The 18386-nt window shown below is 67.1% G+C and carries 14 protein-coding genes; 8 read left to right on the top strand and 6 right to left on the bottom strand.

What is annotated here, in order from left to right; translation table 11 throughout:
• Positions 1 to 4 precede the first annotated feature (4 nt).
• Together AC5P5W_RS20310 and AC5P5W_RS20305 are read left to right on the top strand one after the other, a co-directional pair.
• Positions 5 to 1396, top strand: a complete 1392-nt coding sequence (locus AC5P5W_RS20310; protein WP_014646058.1) for a class II 3-deoxy-7-phosphoheptulonate synthase — start codon at positions 5 to 7, stop codon at positions 1394 to 1396.
• A 942-nt stretch (positions 1397 to 2338) separates the two neighbouring features.
• A complete protein-coding gene (locus AC5P5W_RS20305; RefSeq protein ID WP_169411760.1) occupies positions 2339 to 3526 on the top strand; it encodes a mechanosensitive ion channel family protein in 1188 nt (395 codons plus the stop codon).
• Positions 3527 to 3596: 70 nt separating this feature from the next.
• Here the strand turns inward: AC5P5W_RS20305 and AC5P5W_RS20300 are convergent, their stop codons facing one another.
• Genes AC5P5W_RS20300 through typA form a run of 3 tightly spaced genes read right to left on the bottom strand, consistent with a single transcriptional unit; the run spans position 3597 to position 7587 of the window.
• Entirely contained in the window at positions 3597 to 5219 is a 1623-nt protein-coding gene (locus AC5P5W_RS20300) for an amidase (RefSeq protein WP_032955869.1), read from the bottom strand.
• Positions 5220 to 5260: 41 nt separating this feature from the next.
• Positions 5261 to 5728 (bottom strand): DUF2127 domain-containing protein, encoded by a 468-nt coding sequence (locus AC5P5W_RS20295; RefSeq protein WP_032955872.1) that lies wholly within the window; start codon positions 5726 to 5728, stop codon positions 5261 to 5263.
• A gap of 11 nt (positions 5729 to 5739) precedes the next feature.
• Positions 5740 to 7587: a translational GTPase TypA gene (typA, locus tag AC5P5W_RS20290; RefSeq protein ID WP_046429077.1), complete on the bottom strand. Its 1848-nt coding sequence runs from the start codon at positions 7585 to 7587 to the stop codon at positions 5740 to 5742.
• A gap of 273 nt (positions 7588 to 7860) precedes the next feature.
• On the opposite strand from typA, the gene AC5P5W_RS20285 reads away from it, so the two are divergent.
• The 6 genes from AC5P5W_RS20285 (at position 7861) to AC5P5W_RS20260 (ending at position 14545) form a co-directional block, all read left to right on the top strand.
• Complete coding sequence (locus AC5P5W_RS20285) at positions 7861 to 8352, top strand: peptidylprolyl isomerase (RefSeq protein WP_005408225.1); 492 nt, start codon at positions 7861 to 7863, stop codon at positions 8350 to 8352.
• 118 nt (positions 8353 to 8470) lie between these two features.
• Complete coding sequence (locus AC5P5W_RS20280) at positions 8471 to 9457, top strand: malate dehydrogenase (RefSeq protein ID WP_004153634.1); 987 nt, start codon at positions 8471 to 8473, stop codon at positions 9455 to 9457.
• A 158-nt stretch (positions 9458 to 9615) separates the two neighbouring features.
• Positions 9616 to 10230, top strand: a complete 615-nt coding sequence (locus AC5P5W_RS20275; RefSeq protein ID WP_032955877.1) for an RluA family pseudouridine synthase — start codon at positions 9616 to 9618, stop codon at positions 10228 to 10230.
• A gap of 612 nt (positions 10231 to 10842) precedes the next feature.
• Complete coding sequence (gene prpE / locus AC5P5W_RS20270) at positions 10843 to 12723, top strand: propionate--CoA ligase (protein WP_197574831.1); 1881 nt, start codon at positions 10843 to 10845, stop codon at positions 12721 to 12723.
• Positions 12724 to 12939: 216 nt separating this feature from the next.
• Positions 12940 to 13443: a hypothetical protein gene (locus AC5P5W_RS20265; RefSeq protein ID WP_014646066.1), complete on the top strand. Its 504-nt coding sequence runs from the start codon at positions 12940 to 12942 to the stop codon at positions 13441 to 13443.
• A gap of 46 nt (positions 13444 to 13489) precedes the next feature.
• Positions 13490 to 14545, top strand: coding sequence for a suppressor of fused domain protein (locus AC5P5W_RS20260; RefSeq protein WP_197574736.1), 1056 nt, complete (start codon positions 13490 to 13492; stop codon positions 14543 to 14545).
• A 119-nt stretch (positions 14546 to 14664) separates the two neighbouring features.
• Here the strand turns inward: AC5P5W_RS20260 and AC5P5W_RS20255 are convergent, their stop codons facing one another.
• From AC5P5W_RS20255 to AC5P5W_RS20245, 3 genes are all read right to left on the bottom strand, one after another.
• Positions 14665 to 15276, bottom strand: coding sequence for a glutathione S-transferase N-terminal domain-containing protein (locus AC5P5W_RS20255; RefSeq protein WP_014646068.1), 612 nt, complete (start codon positions 15274 to 15276; stop codon positions 14665 to 14667).
• 84 nt (positions 15277 to 15360) lie between these two features.
• Positions 15361 to 15819, bottom strand: coding sequence for a cell wall hydrolase (locus AC5P5W_RS20250; RefSeq protein WP_004154513.1), 459 nt, complete (start codon positions 15817 to 15819; stop codon positions 15361 to 15363).
• A gap of 297 nt (positions 15820 to 16116) precedes the next feature.
• The gene (locus AC5P5W_RS20245) at positions 16117 to 18147 is read right to left on the bottom strand and encodes an FAD-dependent oxidoreductase (RefSeq protein ID WP_197574735.1); all 2031 of its coding nucleotides are present in this window, start codon (positions 18145 to 18147) and stop codon (positions 16117 to 16119) included.
• Between the last annotated feature and the right edge of the window lie 239 nt (positions 18148 to 18386).

Below are 18386 nucleotides of genomic sequence, written 5' to 3'. Positions count from 1 at the left end.
TGCAATGAGCCTGTCCGCCGTTCCGCCCGTCCTCGATCCTGCCGCGACCGCCGCTGGCGCTGCCTGGTCGCCGGAGAGCTGGCGCGGCAAGACCGCGCTGCAGATGCCGACCTACCCGGACCCGGTGGCGCTGGACGCCGCCCTGCACGAACTGAAGCGGCTACCGCCGCTGGTCACCTCGTGGGAGATCCTGGCGCTGAAGCAACAGTTGGCCGAGGCCCAGGAAGGCAAGCGTTTCCTGCTGCAGGGCGGCGACTGCGCCGAGAACTTCAGCGACTGCGAATCGGGCACGATTTCCAACCGGTTGAAAGTGCTGCTGCAGATGAGCCTGGTGCTGGTGCATGGCCTTCGCCAGCCGGTGATCCGCGTCGGGCGCTTTGCCGGCCAGTACGCCAAGCCGCGTTCGGCCGATACCGAGACCCGCGACGGCGTGACCCTGCCCAGCTACCGCGGCGATGTGATCAATGCGCCGGCGTTCACCGAGGCGGCGCGCCTGCCGGATCCGAAGCGGATGCTGCAGGCGCATGCGCATTCGGCGATGACCATGAACTTCGTGCGTGCGCTGATCGATGGCGGCTTCGCCGACCTGCATCATCCGGAGTACTGGAACCTGGAGTGGGTGCGGCATTCGCCGCTGGCCGCCGAGTACCAGAAGATGGTGGCGTCGATCGGTGATGCGGTGCACTTCATGGAAACCCTGGCCGGGGCCCGCGTGCACAACCTCAACCGCATCGACTTCTACACCTCGCATGAAGCGCTGCTGCTGCCCTACGAGCAGGCGCTGACCCGGCAGGTGCCGCGCCAGCAGGGCTGGTTGAACCTGAGCACGCATTACCCGTGGATCGGCATGCGCACCGCCGCGCTTGACGGCGCGCACGTGGAATACCTGCGTGGCGTGCGCAATCCGATTGCGATCAAGGTCGGCCCGTCGGTGACGCCGGACCAGCTGCTGCGCCTGATCGATGTGCTCAACCCGCATGACGAGCCGGGTCGACTGAGCTTCATCCACCGCATGGGTGCAGCGCAGATTGCCGATAAGCTGCCGCCGCTGCTGGATGCGGTCAAGCGCGATGGCCGTCGCGTGCTGTGGGTGTGTGACGCGATGCATGGCAATACCGAGAGCACCGCCAATGGCTTCAAGACGCGCCGCTTCGACAACGTGCGTGGCGAAGTGGAGATGTCGTTCGATCTGCATGCGGCCGCAGGCACGCGACTGGGCGGTGTGCACCTGGAACTGACCGGCGAAGACGTGACCGAATGCACCGGTGGCGCGCGCGAACTGACCGAGCGCGACCTGGAACGCGCGTATCGTTCGACGGTGGACCCGCGGTTGAACTACGAGCAGTCGCTGGAGATCGCGATGGCGATCGTGCGCAAGCAGGAGCAGGTGCGGTAAGGGCGTTGCGGCAGGGCTTGCAGCCCTGCACCTGCTGACGCAACGGCAACGGCAACGGCAACGGCAACGGCAACGGCAACGGCCTAAGCAACGGCCTAAGCAACGGCAACAGCATGCATTCCGTGGGATGGCGGGGCGATGTGGGCAGGCAGGACACCCCGTGAACCCCCCTCCGGGGTCCGGCCCAGCCGCTGGCGGCTGGGCGTTCGGGCGCTTGCGAAGCAGTGCTTCGCAAGCAAAGCGCCCTCACCCATGGGGGCTCGATGGCGCCATCCATGGCGCCAACGGTCCTGCCCACCCACACCGCCCCACCTCTGACAGATCTCCGCGGCTGTTGGTAGGTGTCGACCTTGGTCGACACATCTGTCAGATATCGAATGAGTCATCCACGCATGGCGTGGATCTACTGGTAACTGCGGCGATTGGCATGCGCGGCTGTTGGTAGGTGTCGACCGTTGGTCGACACGATTTTTCTGTCAGATAGCAGTATTCAAAATGGGCTGCGACCCCGTGCCGACCAACGGTCGGCACCCACCATCAGCAGCAGGTCCCGACAGATCCGGTTACGGGGCGTGAGCCGCATGGGCCCGAGGCATGCCTCGGGCGGGTTGGGCAGGACGCCCAACCCCGGTCTTGCCGTGTGCGCAGGAAAGCGCACACGAGCAAGCGGCGACCGGAGTCTACATGGGTGAGGGCGCTTTGCTTGCGAAGCACTGCTTCGCAAGCGCCCGAACGCACAGCCGCCAGCGGCTGGGCCGGACCGCGGAGCGGGATTCACGGCGTCTCCCGCAACCGGACCGACCCCGCCATCCCTCGGAATGCACGCTGTTGCTGTTGCTGTTGAGGTTGCCGGCCAGCGGCCGGCACTACCGCAGGTGCAGGGCTGCAAGCCCTGCCGACCAACACCCTGCTTACGAACGACTGACGTGGCGCTCATGCGCCATGCGCGAGTCTGTCCACTTGGCTGTTCGAGTGGAGGTGGCAACGGTGCACTGGCAAAGCGCACAGGCATACGCATGGCCGTTGGGATTGGCCGTAGTGGTGGGCGGCATCGGCGCGTGGCTGATCCTGTGGATCTACCATCGGCTGAAGGGGCGCGATCGTCGGCGCGCGCGTATCGGGCGTGTGCTCGGGCTGCCGATGGCCACCGCATGGCCGCTGCTGCTGTTGATCCCTGCATTGCAGGCCACGCCGCTGCAGGATCCCGTTCTGGGCAACCTGCAACGGGTGCTGCATATCGCGCTGACCGCGTGCTTCATCTGGCTGCTGGTGCGGGCGGTGGCGGCGGGCGAACGTGCCATCCTGCGCAGCCATCCCATCGATGTCTCCGACAACCTGGAGGCGCGCCGCATCCAGACCCAGACGCGGGTGCTCAGCCGCGTGCTGATGGGCGGCATCATCGTGCTGGGCGCGTCGCTGGTGCTGCTGACCTTCCCCATGGTGCAGAAGATCGGCACCGCGCTGCTGGCCTCGGCGGGCCTGATCGGCCTGGTGGCCGGTATCGCCGCAAAGCCCGTGTTCGGCAATCTGATCGCCGGCCTGCAGATCGCAGTGACGCAGCCGATCCGGCTGGATGATGTGGTGATCGTCGAAGGCGAGTGGGGGCGCATCGAGGAGATCGGCAGCAGCTATGTGGTGGTGCGCATCTGGGATGAGCGGCGAATGGTGGTGCCGCTGACCTGGTTCATCGAGAACCCCTTCCAGAACTGGACGCGGCGCAGCGCCGACCTGCTCGGCACCGCGTTCCTGTGGCTGGACTATCGTGCCCCGGTGGCAGCGATCCGTGCCGAGCTGGAACGCATCTGCCGCGGTGAAGCGCTGTGGGATGGCCGGGTCTGCGTGACCCAGGTGACCGAGACCAGCGAGCGCGCGATCCAGGTGCGCCTGCTGGTCAGTGCGCGCAGCTCCGGTGATGCCTTCGATCTGCGCTGCCTGGTGCGCGAACGCATGCTCGATTTCCTCGCGCGCGAGCATCCGCAGTCGCTGCCGCAGGTGCGTGCGCGGCTGCAGCATGCAGACGAACTGGACATGCCGCGCGGTCCACGTGCGCGCACTGCGGATGTGCGTTCGCCGGGGGCTGAAGACGGTGAGGCGGCGATCGTGCCGGTGGAGCCCGACCAGCCGCTGTAGAGCCGAGCCATGCTCGGCTGCTTTCGATTTTCCGTTGAAGCCGGGCGTGGGCTCGGCTCTAGAAACACGATCACGGCTCGCCGGCGTCGATCAGGGTGTCGGTGTCGAAGTGCGGCGGGCGTCGCGCGCGGGTGCGCTGTTCGTAGGCGTAGGCCATTTCGATCAGCTTCGGTTCGCTCCAGGCGGTGCCCATGAACAGCAGGCCGACCGGCAGGCCATTGATCTGGCCCATCGGCACGCTGAGGCTGGGATAGCCGGCGACGGCGGCGGCGCTGTAGCTCTCGCCGGGGAAGTCGTCGCCTTCGCTGCGGATCGGCCACGCCACACCGGTGGTCGGCGCCACCAGGGCATCGAGCTGGTGGGCGGCGAGGGCGGCGTCGATGCCTTCCGCGCCGGCCAGCCGGCGCGCATCGCTGCGTGCACGGATATAGGCGGGGTCGGCCAAGCCGGCGGTAGCGTCGGCCGCCACCAGCAGTTCCTGGCCGAACAGGCCCAGCTCCTGCTTGCTGTGCGCCTGGTTGAAGGCGATCAGGTCGGCCAGGCTGCGTAGTGGCGCGCGATGGGTGCTGAAGTAGCGCTCCAGCCCGGCCTTGAATTCGTACAGCAGCACCGTGCGTTCCGCCTCGGCCCAGGCGCCCTGGTTGGGCAGCTCCACCGGCACCACGAAGGCACCCGCCCGACGCAGCTCGGTGGCCGCCTGTTCGATCAGCGGCGGCATGCCGCGGTATTTCAGCAGCGGTGTCTGCAGCAGGCCGATGCGCTTGCCACGCAGGCCCTGCGGGTCCAGGCGCGCGGTGTAGTCGTACACCGCGCGGCCAGGCATGGTCGCCGTGGCCGGGTCGGCATCGTCGCGGCCGGCGATAGCGGTCAGCACGGCTGCAGCGTCGGCGACGCTGCGGGTCATCGGCCCTGCGGTGTCCTGGCTGAAGGAAATCGGGATGATGCCCTCGCGGCTGACCAGGCCGACGGTCGGCTTGAGGCCGACGATGCCATTGACCGCCGCAGGGCAGACGATGCTGCCGTCGGTTTCGGTGCCGATCGCCACGCTGGCCAGGTTGGCGGCGACCGCCACCGCGCTGCCGCTGCTGGAACCGCAGGGCGAGTGGCTGAGGCGATAGGGATTGCGGGTCTGGCCGCCGCGTGCGCTCCAGCCGGACACCGAATCGTTGCCGCGGAAATTGGCCCACTCGCTGAGATTGGTCTTGCCCAGCACCACCGCGCCGGCGTCGCGCAGCCGGCGCACCAGGTAGGCGTCGTCCGGGCGGAACCCCTGCAGGGCCAGCGAACCGGCGCTGGTGGCCATCGGGGCGGCATTGATGTTGTCCTTCAGCAGTACCGGAATGCCGTGCAGCGGGCCGCGCAGGCGTCCATCACGGCGCTCGCGGTCGCGCGCAGCGGCTTCCTTCAGTGCATCCGGGTTGAGCTCGATCACCGCGCGCAGGCGCGGCCCGGTGCGGTCCAGGGTGGCGATGCGCTGCAGGTAGGCCTGGGTCAGGGTGGTGCTGTCCAGCTCACCGGCGCTCATCCGCGCCTGCAGGTCGGTGACATCGGTTTCGGCGTACGGGAACGGCACGTTGCGGCTCGCGGGTTCGGCCGCATGCGCGCTGGACGCGGCCGGGCTGCAGCCAGCCGAAAGCAGCGCAGGCAGCGCGGCAAGCAGGCAGGTCAGCAGAGGCGGCAAGGACGGGCGCATGGGGCGGCTTGGTCGGCTCCAATCCCCAGTGTAGCCGGTGCTCAGCGGTGGCGCTTGCGCAGGTCGCGGGCGAGGACGTAGACCACGATCAGGTTGATCGCCAGGATCGTCCACGATGGCCAGCCGGGATGGCGGATGATCGCGAAGATGTCGAAAGGCAGGTACAGGGAGGCGGTCAGGCAGCCCAGCCAGGAGGCCCAGGCCTTGGCCCGCCACAGGCCCCAGGCTTCGACCAGGTGCAGCAGGCCGTAGCCGATCATCCCCGCCGCGGCCAGGTGGACCGCGTCGGGGCTGATCATGTGCAGCAGCGAGGGCAGGGTGCCATGGTCCGGATCCAGGCTGAAACGCCGGATCAGGACCATGATGCCGTGCCGCAGCGGCTGCGGTCCGAGCACTTCCAGCCCGGTGGCGGCCAACAGCGCCAGCATCGCCTTGCTCGCTTCGAGCAGGGCGATGACGTGGAGGCCCGGATGCCGGTGCGGATCCGGGTTGTAGCCGCTCTGGTCCACGGGGTGCTGGCTCAGCCGCCGCGCGAAGCCTTCTTGCGGTCGCTTTCGGTCAGGAACTTCTTGCGCAGACGGATCTCCTTGGGGGTGATCTCGACCAGCTCGTCGTCTTCGATGAAGTCCAGGGCCTGTTCCAGCGAGTACTTGATCGCCGGGGTCAGCTGGATCGCGTCGTCCTTGCCCGAAGCGCGCATGTTGGTCAGCGGCTTGGTCTTGATCGCGTTGACGGTCAGATCGTTGTCCTTGGAGTGGATGCCGACCAGCTGGCCTTCATACACGTTGTCGCCTTCGGCAGCGAAGAGCTTGCCGCGCTCCTGCAGCGGACCCAGCGAGTAGGCAGGAGTGACGCCCGGCGCATTGGCGATCATCACGCCGTTGATGCGCTTGGCGATCGCGCCCTGTTCCTTCGGACCGTAATGGTCGAACACGTGGAACAGCAGGCCCGAACCCTGGGTCAGGGTCTTGAACTCGTTCTGGAAACCGATCAGGCCACGGGCCGGGATCTGGTATTCCAGGCGCACACGGCCCTTGCCGTCCGGTTCCATGTTCTTCAGCTGGCCCTTGCGGGTACCCAGCTTTTCCATCACGCCGCCCTGGTGGATTTCTTCGATGTCCACCACCAGCTGCTCGATCGGCTCCATCATCTGGCCGTCGATTTCCTTGATGATCACTTCCGGGCGCGACACCGCCAGCTCGTAGCCTTCACGGCGCATGTTCTCGATCAGCACCGACAGGTGCAGTTCGCCGCGGCCGGAGACCAGGAACTTGTCGGCGTCTTCCAGCTGTTCGACCTTCAGTGCCACGTTGTGGACCTGCTCGCGGTCCAGGCGGTCCTTGATCTGGCGGCTGGTCAGGAACTTGCCACCGGACAGGTCCTTGTTGCCGGCGAACGGCGAGTTGTTGACCTGGAAGGTCATCGAGATGGTCGGCTCGTCGACGGTCAGCGCCGGCAGGGCTTCGGGGGTATCCGGGTGGCACAGGGTGTCGGAGATGGTCAGCTCCGGAATGCCGGAGATGGCCACGATGTCACCGGCCTCGGCCGTCTCCTGCTCGATGCGCTCCAGGCCCAGGAAGCCCAGCACCTGGGCGACCTTGCCGTTGCGCTTCTTGCCTTCACGGTCGATGACGGCGACCTGCATGTTCTTCTTCAGGGTGCCGCGCTGGATGCGGCCGATGCCGATCACGCCCACGAAGTTGTTGTAGTCCAGCTGGCTGATGCGCATCTGGAACGGGCCTTCCGGGTCCACTTCCGGACGCGGGGCGTGCTGCATGATCGCTTCGTACAGCGGGGTCATGTCGCCGTCGCGCACGGTGTCTTCCAGGCCGGCGTAGCCGTTCAGGGCCGAGGCGTAGACGATCGGGAAGTCCAGCTGCTCATTGGTGGCGCCGAGCTTGTCGAACAGGTCGAAGACCTGGTCGATCACCCATTCCGGACGCGCGCCCGGACGGTCGATCTTGTTGACCACGACGATCGGCTTGAAGCCCATCGCGAAGGCCTTCTGGGTGACGAAGCGGGTCTGCGGCATCGGGCCGTCCATCGCATCGACCAGGATCAGCACGGTGTCGACCATCGACAGCACGCGCTCGACCTCACCACCGAAGTCGGCGTGGCCGGGGGTGTCGACGATGTTGATCCGGTTCTTGATGCCGGTCTTCTTGTCTTCCCAGGTGATGGCGGTGTTCTTGGCCAGGATGGTGATGCCGCGTTCCTTTTCCTGGTCGTTGCTGTCCATCACGCGCTCGGCGAGGACGGTACGCTCGGACAGGGTGCCGGACTGCTTCAGCAGCTGGTCGACCAGGGTGGTCTTGCCATGGTCGACGTGGGCGACGATGGCGATGTTGCGAAGATTTTCGATGGACATACGAAAGGGGGCCAGTCGGCGCCGGATTTGGAAAAAGAAGTCCAACATTATACGTCGAACTTGACGATTCGCGAAAAGGTGGATTTCACGCCTGTCACGGGGCCCATTCAGCTGGGCATCCGCCGCCCCGGCCGGGGCCGCCAGGACCCGGCTGCGCGGCTCCCCGTCCGGGGGCTGAAGCGGGGCGCTTCACCAATGGTCGAAGCCGCCGCCGACACGAGGCGGGTGTAAACTAGGTGGCTAGACGCATTCCCCTTTGCATCAAGGATCTTCATGTCCCTCATCGCCACTTTCGACACCACCCAGGGCCCGATCAAGGTCGAGCTGTTCGCCGACAAGGCACCGCTGACCGTGGCCAACTTCGTGAACCTGGTCAAGCACGGCTTCTATGACGGCCTGATCTTCCACCGCGTTATCGCCGACTTCATGATCCAGGGCGGCTGCCCGCAGGGTCGTGGCACCGGCGGCCCGGGCTACAAGTTCGAAGACGAGAAGAATGGCGTGAAGCACGAGGTCGGCTCGCTGTCGATGGCCAACGCCGGCCCGAACACCAACGGCAGCCAGTTCTTCATCACCCACATCAAGACCGATTGGCTGGACGGCCGCCACACCGTCTTCGGCAAGGTCCTGGAAGGCCAGGCGATCGTCGATTCGGTCAAGCAGGGCGACGTGATCCATTCGATTACCCTGGAAGGCGACGTCGACGCCGTGCTGGCCGCCCAGGCCGACCGCGTCGCGGAGTGGAACAAGCACCTCGCCGCCTGATCCCCCTTCGAAACGGCCACCCACGGGTGGCCGTTTCCCTGTTCCCCGCCGCCCGCCAGGCCTGCGTGGCTCTGCCCGCGGCGTCCCATCAAACGCTTGCAAGCAAGAGGAAACCCCCATGAAAGCACCCGTTCGTGTTGCCGTGACCGGCGCCGCCGGCCAGATCGGTTATGCCCTGCTGTTCCGCATCGCCTCCGGCGAAATGCTGGGCAAGGACCAGCCGGTCATCCTGCAGCTGCTGGAACTGCCGGTCGACAAGGCCCAGGCCGCCCTGAAGGGCGTGATGATGGAGCTGGAAGACTGCGCCTTCCCGCTGCTGGCCGGCATGGTCGGCACCGATGATGCCGAAGTCGCGTTCAAGGACGCCGACATCGCCCTGCTGGTTGGCGCACGTCCGCGTGGCCCGGGCATGGAGCGCAAGGACCTGCTGCTGGAAAACGCCAAGATCTTCACCGCCCAGGGCGCGGCGCTGAACAAGGTCGCCAGCCGTGACGTGAAGGTGCTGGTGGTCGGCAACCCGGCCAACACCAATGCCTACATCGCCATGAAGTCGGCCCCGGACCTGAAGCCGGAAAACTTCACCGCCATGCTGCGCCTGGACCACAACCGTGCGCTGAGCCAGCTGTCGACCAAGCTCGGCAAGCCGGTCGGTGGCATGGAGAAGCTGGTCGTGTGGGGCAACCACAGCCCGACCATGTACCCGGACTACCGTTTCGCCACCGCCGATGGCGCGTCGATCGCCGATGCGATCAACGACCAGGAATGGAACGCCAACACCTTCATCCCGACCGTGGGCAAGCGCGGCGCGGCGATCATCGAAGCCCGTGGCTCGTCCTCGGCCGCTTCGGCCGCCAACGCTGCCATCGACCACGTGCGTGACTGGGTGCTGGGCAGCAACGGCAAGTGGGTCACCATGGGCGTGCCGTCCGACGGTTCCTACGGCATTCCGGAAGGCGTGATCTTCGGCTTCGCAGTGACCACCGAGAACGGCAAGTACACCCTGGTGAAGGATCTGCCGATCGACGACTTCAGCCAGAAGTACATCGACAAGACCCTGGCCGAGCTGGAAGAAGAGCGCGCCGGCGTTGCCCACCTGCTGGGCTGATGCAGGCGGTACCGGCTTGAGCCGGTACCTCTTTCATCAAGGTAGGTGTCGACCGCTGGTCGGTACATTCCCATCGAGGTAGCTACCGACCGTTGGTCGGTACGCAGAACGGGGAAGCTTCGGCTTCCCCGTTTCTGTTTGGACGGATACGGAGCCGCATGATCCACCTGCATTACATCGACGACGCGCTGCTGGTGGCCGAGAAGCCGGCCGGCCTGCTGTCCGTGCCCGGCCGCGGCGCCGAGAACCAGGATTGCGTGGTCGCGCGCCTGCAGGCGCTGTACCCGGATGCGTTGACCGTGCACCGCCTGGACCAGGTGACCTCCGGCCTGCTGCTGCATGCGCGCGGCAAGGACATGCAGGTGGCGTTGTCGATGCAGTTCGAGCAGCGCCAGGTCGGCAAGCGTTATGAAGCGATCGTGGAGGGGCTGCTTGAAGGCGATGCCGGCGATGTGGACCTGCCACTGATCGTGGACTGGCCAAACCGGCCGAAGCAGATGATCGATCACGAACGCGGCAAGCCGGCGCTGACGCGCTGGCGCGTAATGGCGCGTGATGCCGAAGCGCAGCGCACGCGCGTGGCGCTGGAGCCGGTTACTGGCCGCAGCCATCAACTGCGCCTGCACATGGCCAGTCTCGGCCATCCCATCGTTGGCGATGTGCTGTATGACGCCGCGCCTGCGCAGCGCGTGCATCTGCATGCGCGCAGCCTGCGGTTCACCCACCCGGTGACGGGCGAGGCGCTCGCGTTCGAGTCCGCCACTCCGTTCTAGGGGTTCGGCAGGGCTTGCAGCCCTGCACCCGCAGAATCAACGTCAAAAGCGGGCTATCCGTGGGTTGGCGGGACGGTGTCGGTTGGCAGGACACGCAGTAAACCCACCCATTGGGGGCTCGATGGCGCCATCCATGGCACCAACGGTCCTGCCAACCCACACCGCCCCACCCCCGACAGATTCCTGAGGCGGTTGGTAACGGCTGTCGCTGTTGGTGTTGGTAGGTGTCGACCTTGGTCGACACGATTTTTCTGTCAGATATCGAATTGAATATTGAATCTGGGGATCCGACCCCGTGCTCCGACAGATCGCGGAAGTCTGTCGAAGGCGGGGTGGGTCCGGTTGCGGGGGCGTGAGCCGCATGGATGCGGCGACCGAGCCTCCATGGACGGATTCACGGCGTCCCCCGCAACCGGACCCACCTCGCCATCCCACGGGAAACCCGCTGTTGCTTCGGCTGTTGCTTCTGAGGTTGCCGGCCAGCGGCCGGCACTACCGCGGGTGCAGGGCGCAGCCCTGCATGAAAACCCCACCCCCTACCAAGGTAGGGCGGCCCGCGCGGCAGCGCCGGACTATCCTCCAACCCATGACTTTGTCTGGGAGGGCTGCGTCATGAACTACGAGGAAACCTACCGTCGCTCGATCGACGAGCCGGAGGCCTTCTGGGGCGAGGAAGCCAAGCGCATCCATTGGCACAAACTGCCGCAGCAGGTACTCGACTACAGCAACCCGCCATTCCGGCGCTGGTTTGTCGGCGGTGAAACCAATCTCTGCTACAACGCCGTCGACCGCCATCTGGCCGAGCGCGCCGACCAGCTCGCGCTGGTTGCCATTTCCACCGAGACCAGCAGCACCCGCGAGATCACCTATCGCCAGCTGTATCGGGAAGTGAACGACTTCGCTGCCGTGCTCAAGCACCTCGGCGTCGGTCACGGTGACCGTGTGGTGATCTACATGCCGAACATGGCCGAAGCCGTGTTCGCGATGCTGGCCTGCGCGCGCATCGGTGCGGTGCATTCGGTGGTGTTCGGTGGCTTCGCCGCGCACAACCTGGCGCTGCGCATCGACGATGCCAAGCCGAAGCTGCTGATCGCCGCCGATGCCGGCATGCGCGGTGGCAAGCTGATTCCGTACAAGCCGATGGTCGATGCAGCCTGCGCCGAAGCCACGTCGCCACCGCCGCACGTGCTGATCGTGTCGCGCGGACTGGATGCCGCCGAACCACGCGTGCCGGGCCGCGATGTGGAGTACGCCGCGCTGCGTGCGCAGATCGGTGAGGTCGACGTGCCGGTGCAGTGGCTGGAATCGAGCGAGCCGAGCTACCTGTTGTATACCTCGGGCACCACCGGCAAGCCGAAGGGCGTGCAGCGCGATGTCGGCGGCTACGCGGTGGCGATGGCACAGTCGATGGAAACCGTGTTCGACTGCAGGCCGGGCCAGGTGATGTTCTCCACCTCCGATGTCGGCTGGGCGGTGGGCCATTCCTACAACGTGTACGGCCCGCTGATCGGTGGCTGCACCTCGCTGCTGTACGAAGGGCTGCCGACCAACCCGGACCCGGGCATCTGGTGGGCGCTGTGCGAGCAGTACAACGTGCGCACGATGTTCTCGTCGCCCACCGCCATCCGCGTGCTGAAGAAGCACGATGCGGACTTCATCCATCGCCACGACCTGCGCGCGCTGAAGTACCTGTTCCTGGCCGGCGAGCCGCTGGACGAACCGACCGCGCACTGGATCAGCGAAGCGCTCGGCAAGCCGATCATCGACAACTACTGGCAGACCGAGACCGGCTGGCCGGCGCTGACCCTGCTGCCGGGCCTGGAGATGAAGCCGGTGCGCTTCGGTTCGCCGGGCTTCCCCAACCTCGGCTACCGGATGAAGGTGATCGACGAGAACACCGGCGAGGAAGTCGCACCGGGGCAGAAGGGGGTGCTGGTGGTGTCGCCACCGTTGCCGCCGGGCTGCATGAGCACGGTGTGGAACGACGACAACCGTTTCCTGCAGAGCTACTTCAGCCACTTCAAGGAACTGCTGTACAGCTCGCTGGACTGGGCAATCCGCGACGACGATGGCTACACCTTCATCCTCGGCCGTACCGATGATGTGATCAACGTGGCCGGGCACCGGCTGGGCACGCGCGAGATCGAAGAGGCCATTTCGAGCCACCCGCGCGTGGCCGAGGCTGCCGTGATCGGGGTCAAGGACGAATTGAAGGGGCAGGTGCCGCTGGTGTTCGTCACCCTCAAGCAGGGCCTGGATGGCGAGGATCCGGCGCAAGTGGTGGCCGAGATGATGGCCACGGTGACCACCTCGCTCGGCGCAGTGGCGCGCCCGGCGCACGTGCACGTGGTCAACGCGCTGCCCAAGACCCGTTCGGGCAAGCTGCTGCGGCGCTCGTTGCAGGCGCTGGCCGAGCAGCGCGACCCGGGTGACCTGTCGACGCTGGACGACCCCGGCGCGCTGGAGGAGATCCGCCGGGCGCTGGGCCGTTGATCCGGTCGTGCCGGCCACTGGCCGGCACCCCCAGCCACGCCGAGGTTGCCGGCCAGCGGCCGGCACTACCTGCAGTACTTGCGCTAAGCTCGGCCTGTCATCGACCTGCAATACGCGGCTCGCGCCGGGGAACGCGCGTGCCGTCCGGAGATGGCAACACAGGGGGGCGTGCCCGCGAGGGCGCGCCGGCATTGCGCATCGAGCGAGGGGGAGGCAATGGCATTGCTGCACGCCAAGACGGCTGCTGGCCGTCAGGAAATCGAAGACCGTAGCCGGCGCCTGCCGGCGGCACTGCGTTCGATCCTGCTGATGGTCGATGGCCATCGCAACGACACCGAACTGCGTGGCCTGTTCGAAGGCCTGCGGGCACCACCGGACGCGCTGGAGCAATTGTCAGCACAGGGCCTGATCGAAGTGATCGGCGGAAGCGCAGAGGTGGCGCCGGCGCGCGGCATCAGCACCGGGCGCGAACAGGACCCGGCGCTGTACCAGCAGTTGTACGACGCGATGAGCGAGGCGGTGCGCCGCCACCTGGGCCTGAAGGGCTACTTCATGCAGTTGAAGATCGAACGCTGCACCGACGCGCTGGCGCTGGAGCGCTTGTGCCCGGAGTTGCTGGCGGCGGTGGGCAAGGCACGCAGCCCGGCATTGGCGCAGCGCTGGTGGCAGGAAACCCAGGCGGCGGTGCTGAACGCTGGCAGTGAGGTCGTGCAGGCCTGAGCCACCGCGTAAAGTGATCGGTTCACTTCCCTACAAGGAGTCCCGCGTGCAGGACGACCACGACGACACCGACACCCCAGGCTGGGACGCGATCAATGCGGCGCTGGCGCCGCTGTATGCCGGCCAGGAGCCGCGTCACTTCGGCACCGCGCTTCCGTACACGCTCGGTGGCCAGGATCCACTGGATGGCATCAGCGTGTACTGGGCGGATGCGCCGGTACCGCACTGGCATTACATCACCTACGGCTTCTCCGAGCTGTATGCCAAGGAGAGCAGTGATGCAGATGCCAGCGGTTATGGCTTCGAGCTGACCTTCCGTCTGGCTGCCGAGGCCGGTGAGAACGCCGGCAGCACCCCGCCGGTGTGGCCGATGAACCTGCTGCAGAACCTGGCGCGTTACGTGTTCGGCAGTGGCAACGTGTTCGAGGATGGCCATCACCTCAACGCCAACGGTCCGATCGCGCTGGAGACCGGCACGCGGCTGTGCCATCTGGCCTTCATTGCGGACCCGCAGTTGCCGGCGCGGGACACGGCCAACGGCCATCTGCAGTTCCTGCAGTTGGTCGGATTGACCGATGAGGAGATGGAGGCGGTCAAGCGCTGGTCGACGCGTGGCGTGCTGCAGGCGCTGCTGCCGGCGATGCCGCTGTGGATCAGCGATCTGCATCGCGACAACCTGCTGGAGGACCCTGCGCTGGCACAGCGGGTGCAGGCCGGCAGCGAACGCGAGGGTTCCAGCACCGGCATGCTGTTCATCGAGACCCTGGACTGGCGGCAGGAGGCGGGCGTCACCACGCTGGTGCTCGGCGCCGGTCAGGTCGCCAGCGTGTGCGAACTGTTGCCGCTGCGCCTGCGCCACGGCAAATCGCTGGAACTGGCCAGCCGCGAGCGGCAGTGGGAGTTCATCGCGCATGAGGGCGGTGAAGCGGCGGACGTATCCGCCGACAGCGCGCGCTGGTCACTGGACGAGGCGGGCCTGCAGGCCCTGGCAGGGGTGCGCGCCGAGCGCGGGGTTTACCCGGTGGCGGGGGCGCTGCGCATCGAAGTGGTGCCGACCTACCTGCGCGATGCCAAGGGGGAAGTGATCCGCCAGATCGGCTGATCGCGCGAATGATATCGAGGGGTCGGAGCCGCCTGCTGCGCAGGCGGATCCGACCCCGTCTGGTGGCCGGTGGGGTCAGATCCGTCCGCCACGCGAACGGCTCTGACCCCTGACCAAGGTCAGGCCAGGCCTTCGGCCTTCAGCGCGGCCTGCACGCCGGCATCGGCATCCATGCGTGCCTTGTAGGCGGCCAGATTGTCCAGGCCCGACAGGTCGACCTTGGTGCCGGCGGCCCAGCGCAGGGTAATGTAGAAGTACGGGTCGGCGAAGCTGCGGAAGCCGGCCAGCCAGGGCTTGTCGGCCAGCTGCCTGTCAGCGGTCTCGAACAGGCCACGCAGGCGCTTGTGCGCGGCGGCGCGGATCGCGTCGTACTGGCCTTCGTCGGCAATGAACTTGCCCGGCGCGAACAGCGGCGAGAAGGCCGGGTGCACGTCGGAATTGACGAACGCCAGCCAGCGGGTGGCTTCGGCGCGCTGGCGCGGGCTGCCGTCACCGCCGAGGCCGGCCTGCGGGAAGCTGTCGGCGATATAGCCCATGATCGCGGCGTTCTGCAGCAGCACGAAGTCGCCGTCGACCAGCGCGGGCACCGCACCGGCCGGATTGATCTTGAGGAATTCCGGACCCTTCAGGGTGTCCTTGTTCAGCAGTTCAACCTCGAACGGCTGGCCGGTCCACTGCAGGGCGATGTGGTCGGCGGTGGAACAGGCACCGGGCTTGCTGTACAGCTTCATGGGAACTCCAGGTGATGCGGGCGGGAAACGCCCACTATCCCAGAGCCTGCCGGCAGGCGGCAACGCTGCCGCCGGCACGGATCGTTACGACTGCCGCGGCTTGAGGTTCTGCACCTTATAGAAGGTGTGATCGCCGATGGTGGCCACCTGGTAGGCATTGCGCCAGTTCGGGCTGGCGATGGACAGCGCGGCGAAGTGGCTGGCACCGGGCACGATCTCGCGGCGCTCGCCGGCCGGCAGCGCCCAGTTGCGCTCGGCGTCGAAGGCCACGTTCATTGCCTCGCTCCAGGCCGCGTCGTTGCCCAACTGGGTGCCGGGGGAGACGATGGTCGGTGCGAACTGCTTGCGCGCGGTGACCACCTGGCACATCGAGTCGCCCCACAGGCCACTGTCGAGACGGCGCAGTGCGACCTCGGCGACGGCCTGCTGGCCGCGCAGGGTCTGGTCGCGGGCTTCCAGGTAAACGGTGGTGCTCAAACACAGTGAATCAGCGGCCGGCTGCGGCAACAACTGCGACAGCCAGAGAATCCAGGCCAGTTTCATATAACTCCTTGCTCCGTATGGGCCGCACCCTCCGGTTCCGGCCGCAGGGCGACAGGAGGCGGGGTACGACTTGGCGTCATGGGGAGGCGGCCATCGGGGCCGCCCCGTTGGGCAGCCCCAAAAGAAACGACCAGTACCGATCGTGGGGCTGCGCCGGCTCACCGGAAACTGGCTGGTGAGCGGAAAGATGGCGCAAGGTAGGGGGGCGTAGCCGAACGCATCGTGAACCGCTCGGCTTGACATTCAGGTTCAATGAGGGTGACGGAAATCACATTCCGCCCCCCATTCAGGCGCTCATCAGAGCCCGGCGGCAACCCGGCTGCCCTGGTCGATGGCGCGCTTGGCGTCGAGTTCTGCGGCCACGTCGGCACCGCCGATCAGCTGCGCGTTGATGCCGGCCGCCTGCAGTTCGGCCTGCAGCGCGCGGTTGGGTTCCTGCCCGGCGCAGATCACCACATGGTCGACCGGCAGCAGCTGTTCGCTGCCGTCCACGCGGATGCGCAGGCCCGCGTCGTCCACGCCGAGGTACTCGACGCCACCGAGCATGCGCACGCCCTTGGCCTTCAGCGTGGCGCGATGGATCCAGCCGGTGGTCTTGCCCAGGCGCGCGCCGGGCTTGCCCGGGCTGCGCTGCAGCAGCCACAGCCGGCGCGGCGAGGTTTCAACCTCCGGCCTGGCCAGTGAGCCGCGGGCCTCGAAGGTGCTGTCCACGCCCCATTCGGCCATCCAGCGCTGCGGGTCGAGGGAGGGGGACTCGCCGGCGTGACTGAGGAACTCGCCGACATCGAAGCCGATGCCGCCGGCGCCGATGATCGCCGCACTGGCGCCCACTTCGACCCGGCCCAGCAGCACGTCCAGGTAGCTGACCACCTTGGCGTGATCGGCACCGGGGAAATCGACCTTGCGCGGGATGATGCCGGTGGCCAGCACCACCTCGTCGAAGCCGGTCAGCTGGGCGGCATCGGCGCGGGTGCCGAGGCGCAGCTGCACACCGGTTTCGGCCAGTTTGTGGCGGAAGTAGCGCAGGGTCTCGTGGAACTCTTCCTTGCCGGGGATGCGCTTGGCCACGTTGAACTGGCCGCCGATCTCATCATTGGCGTCGAACAGGGTGACCTGGTGGCCACGCTGGGCAGCGACGGTGGCACAGGCCAGGCCGGCGGGGCCGGCACCGACCACCGCAACCTTCTTCGGCGCAGCGGTGGGGCGATAGACCAGCTCGGTCTCGTGCGCGGCGCGCGGATTGACCAGGCAGCTGGCCAGCTTGTTCTCGAACACGTGGTCCAGGCAGGCCTGGTTGCAGGCGATGCAGGTGTTGATCGCCTCCGCGCGGCCGGCACGGGCCTTGTTCGGCCACTGCGGGTCGGCCAGCAGCGGGCGTGCCAGCGACACCATGTCGGCGCCGCCAGCGGCGAGGATGCGCTCGGCGACGTCGGGCATGTTGATGCGGTTGGTCGCCACCAGCGGCACCTTCACATGCGGCTTGAGCTTGGCGGTGACCCCGGCGAAGGCAGCACGCGGCACCGAGGTGGCGATGGTCGGAATGCGCGCTTCGTGCCAGCCGATGCCGGAATTGATGATCGTTGCGCCGGCCGCCTCGATGGCCTGCGCCTGCTGCACGATTTCTTCCCAGCTGCTGCCGTCGTCGACCAGATCCACCAGCGACAGGCGATAGATGATGATGAAGTCCGGGCCGCAGGCCTCGCGGATGCGGCGTACGATCTCGACCGCGAAGCGCATGCGTTGGCGCGCGTCGCCGCCCCAGGCATCGGTGCGCTTGTTGGTGCGCGGGGCGATGAATTCGTTGATGAGGTAGCCCTCCGAACCCATCACTTCCACGCCGTCGTAGCCGGCCTCGCGGGCCAGCTTGGCGCTGCGTGCGTAATCGGCGATATGCCGGTCGACGCCGCTGGCCGACAACGCGCGCGGGGTGAACGGGTTGATCGGTGCCTTCAGCTTCGACGGTGCCACCGACAACGGGTGATAGGCGTAACGGCCTGCATGCAGCAGCTGCAGGCAGATCTTCGCGCCGTGCTGGTGCGCGGCGGCGGTGAGCTGGCGGTGCGGCCGCACTTCCCAGGGCCAGGACAGCTTGCCGCCGAACGGCTTCAGCCAGCCGACCACATTCGGTGCGAAGCCGCCGGTGACGATCAGGCCGACGCCGCCCTCGGCGCGCTCGGCGAAGTAGGCCGCCAGCCGCGGGAAGTCGCGGGCGCGATCCTCCAGGCCGGTGTGCATCGAGCCCATCAATACGCGGTTGCGCAGTTGGGTGAAGCCCAGGTCCAGCGGGGCGAACAGATGGGGATAGGCGCTTTCGTTGGCTGGCGACATGGTCGATACGCTTGCGTACGGAAGCGCGAAGCGTGCCGCGAAACGGCGGCCGGGGCAAGGGCCGCTGGATGGCGCCGGCGCTGCCCCCGAACTCCGGGGGCGGTAGTGCCGGCCGCTGGCCGGGTACGCTCGGCACATGCGTGCTGTCGCTCCCGCGTTTCGCTGCGCGAATCGCGGGCCCCACTTACCGGCCTCCACCCCCCGCGCCTGCGGCGCTGCCCCCGAACTCCGGGGGCGAT

This window comes from Stenotrophomonas sp. YJH_SMC_123, from assembly GCF_059368215.1.
Note: the sequence above shows the minus strand (reverse complement) of the source record. Positions and strands in the feature narration are given on the sequence as shown.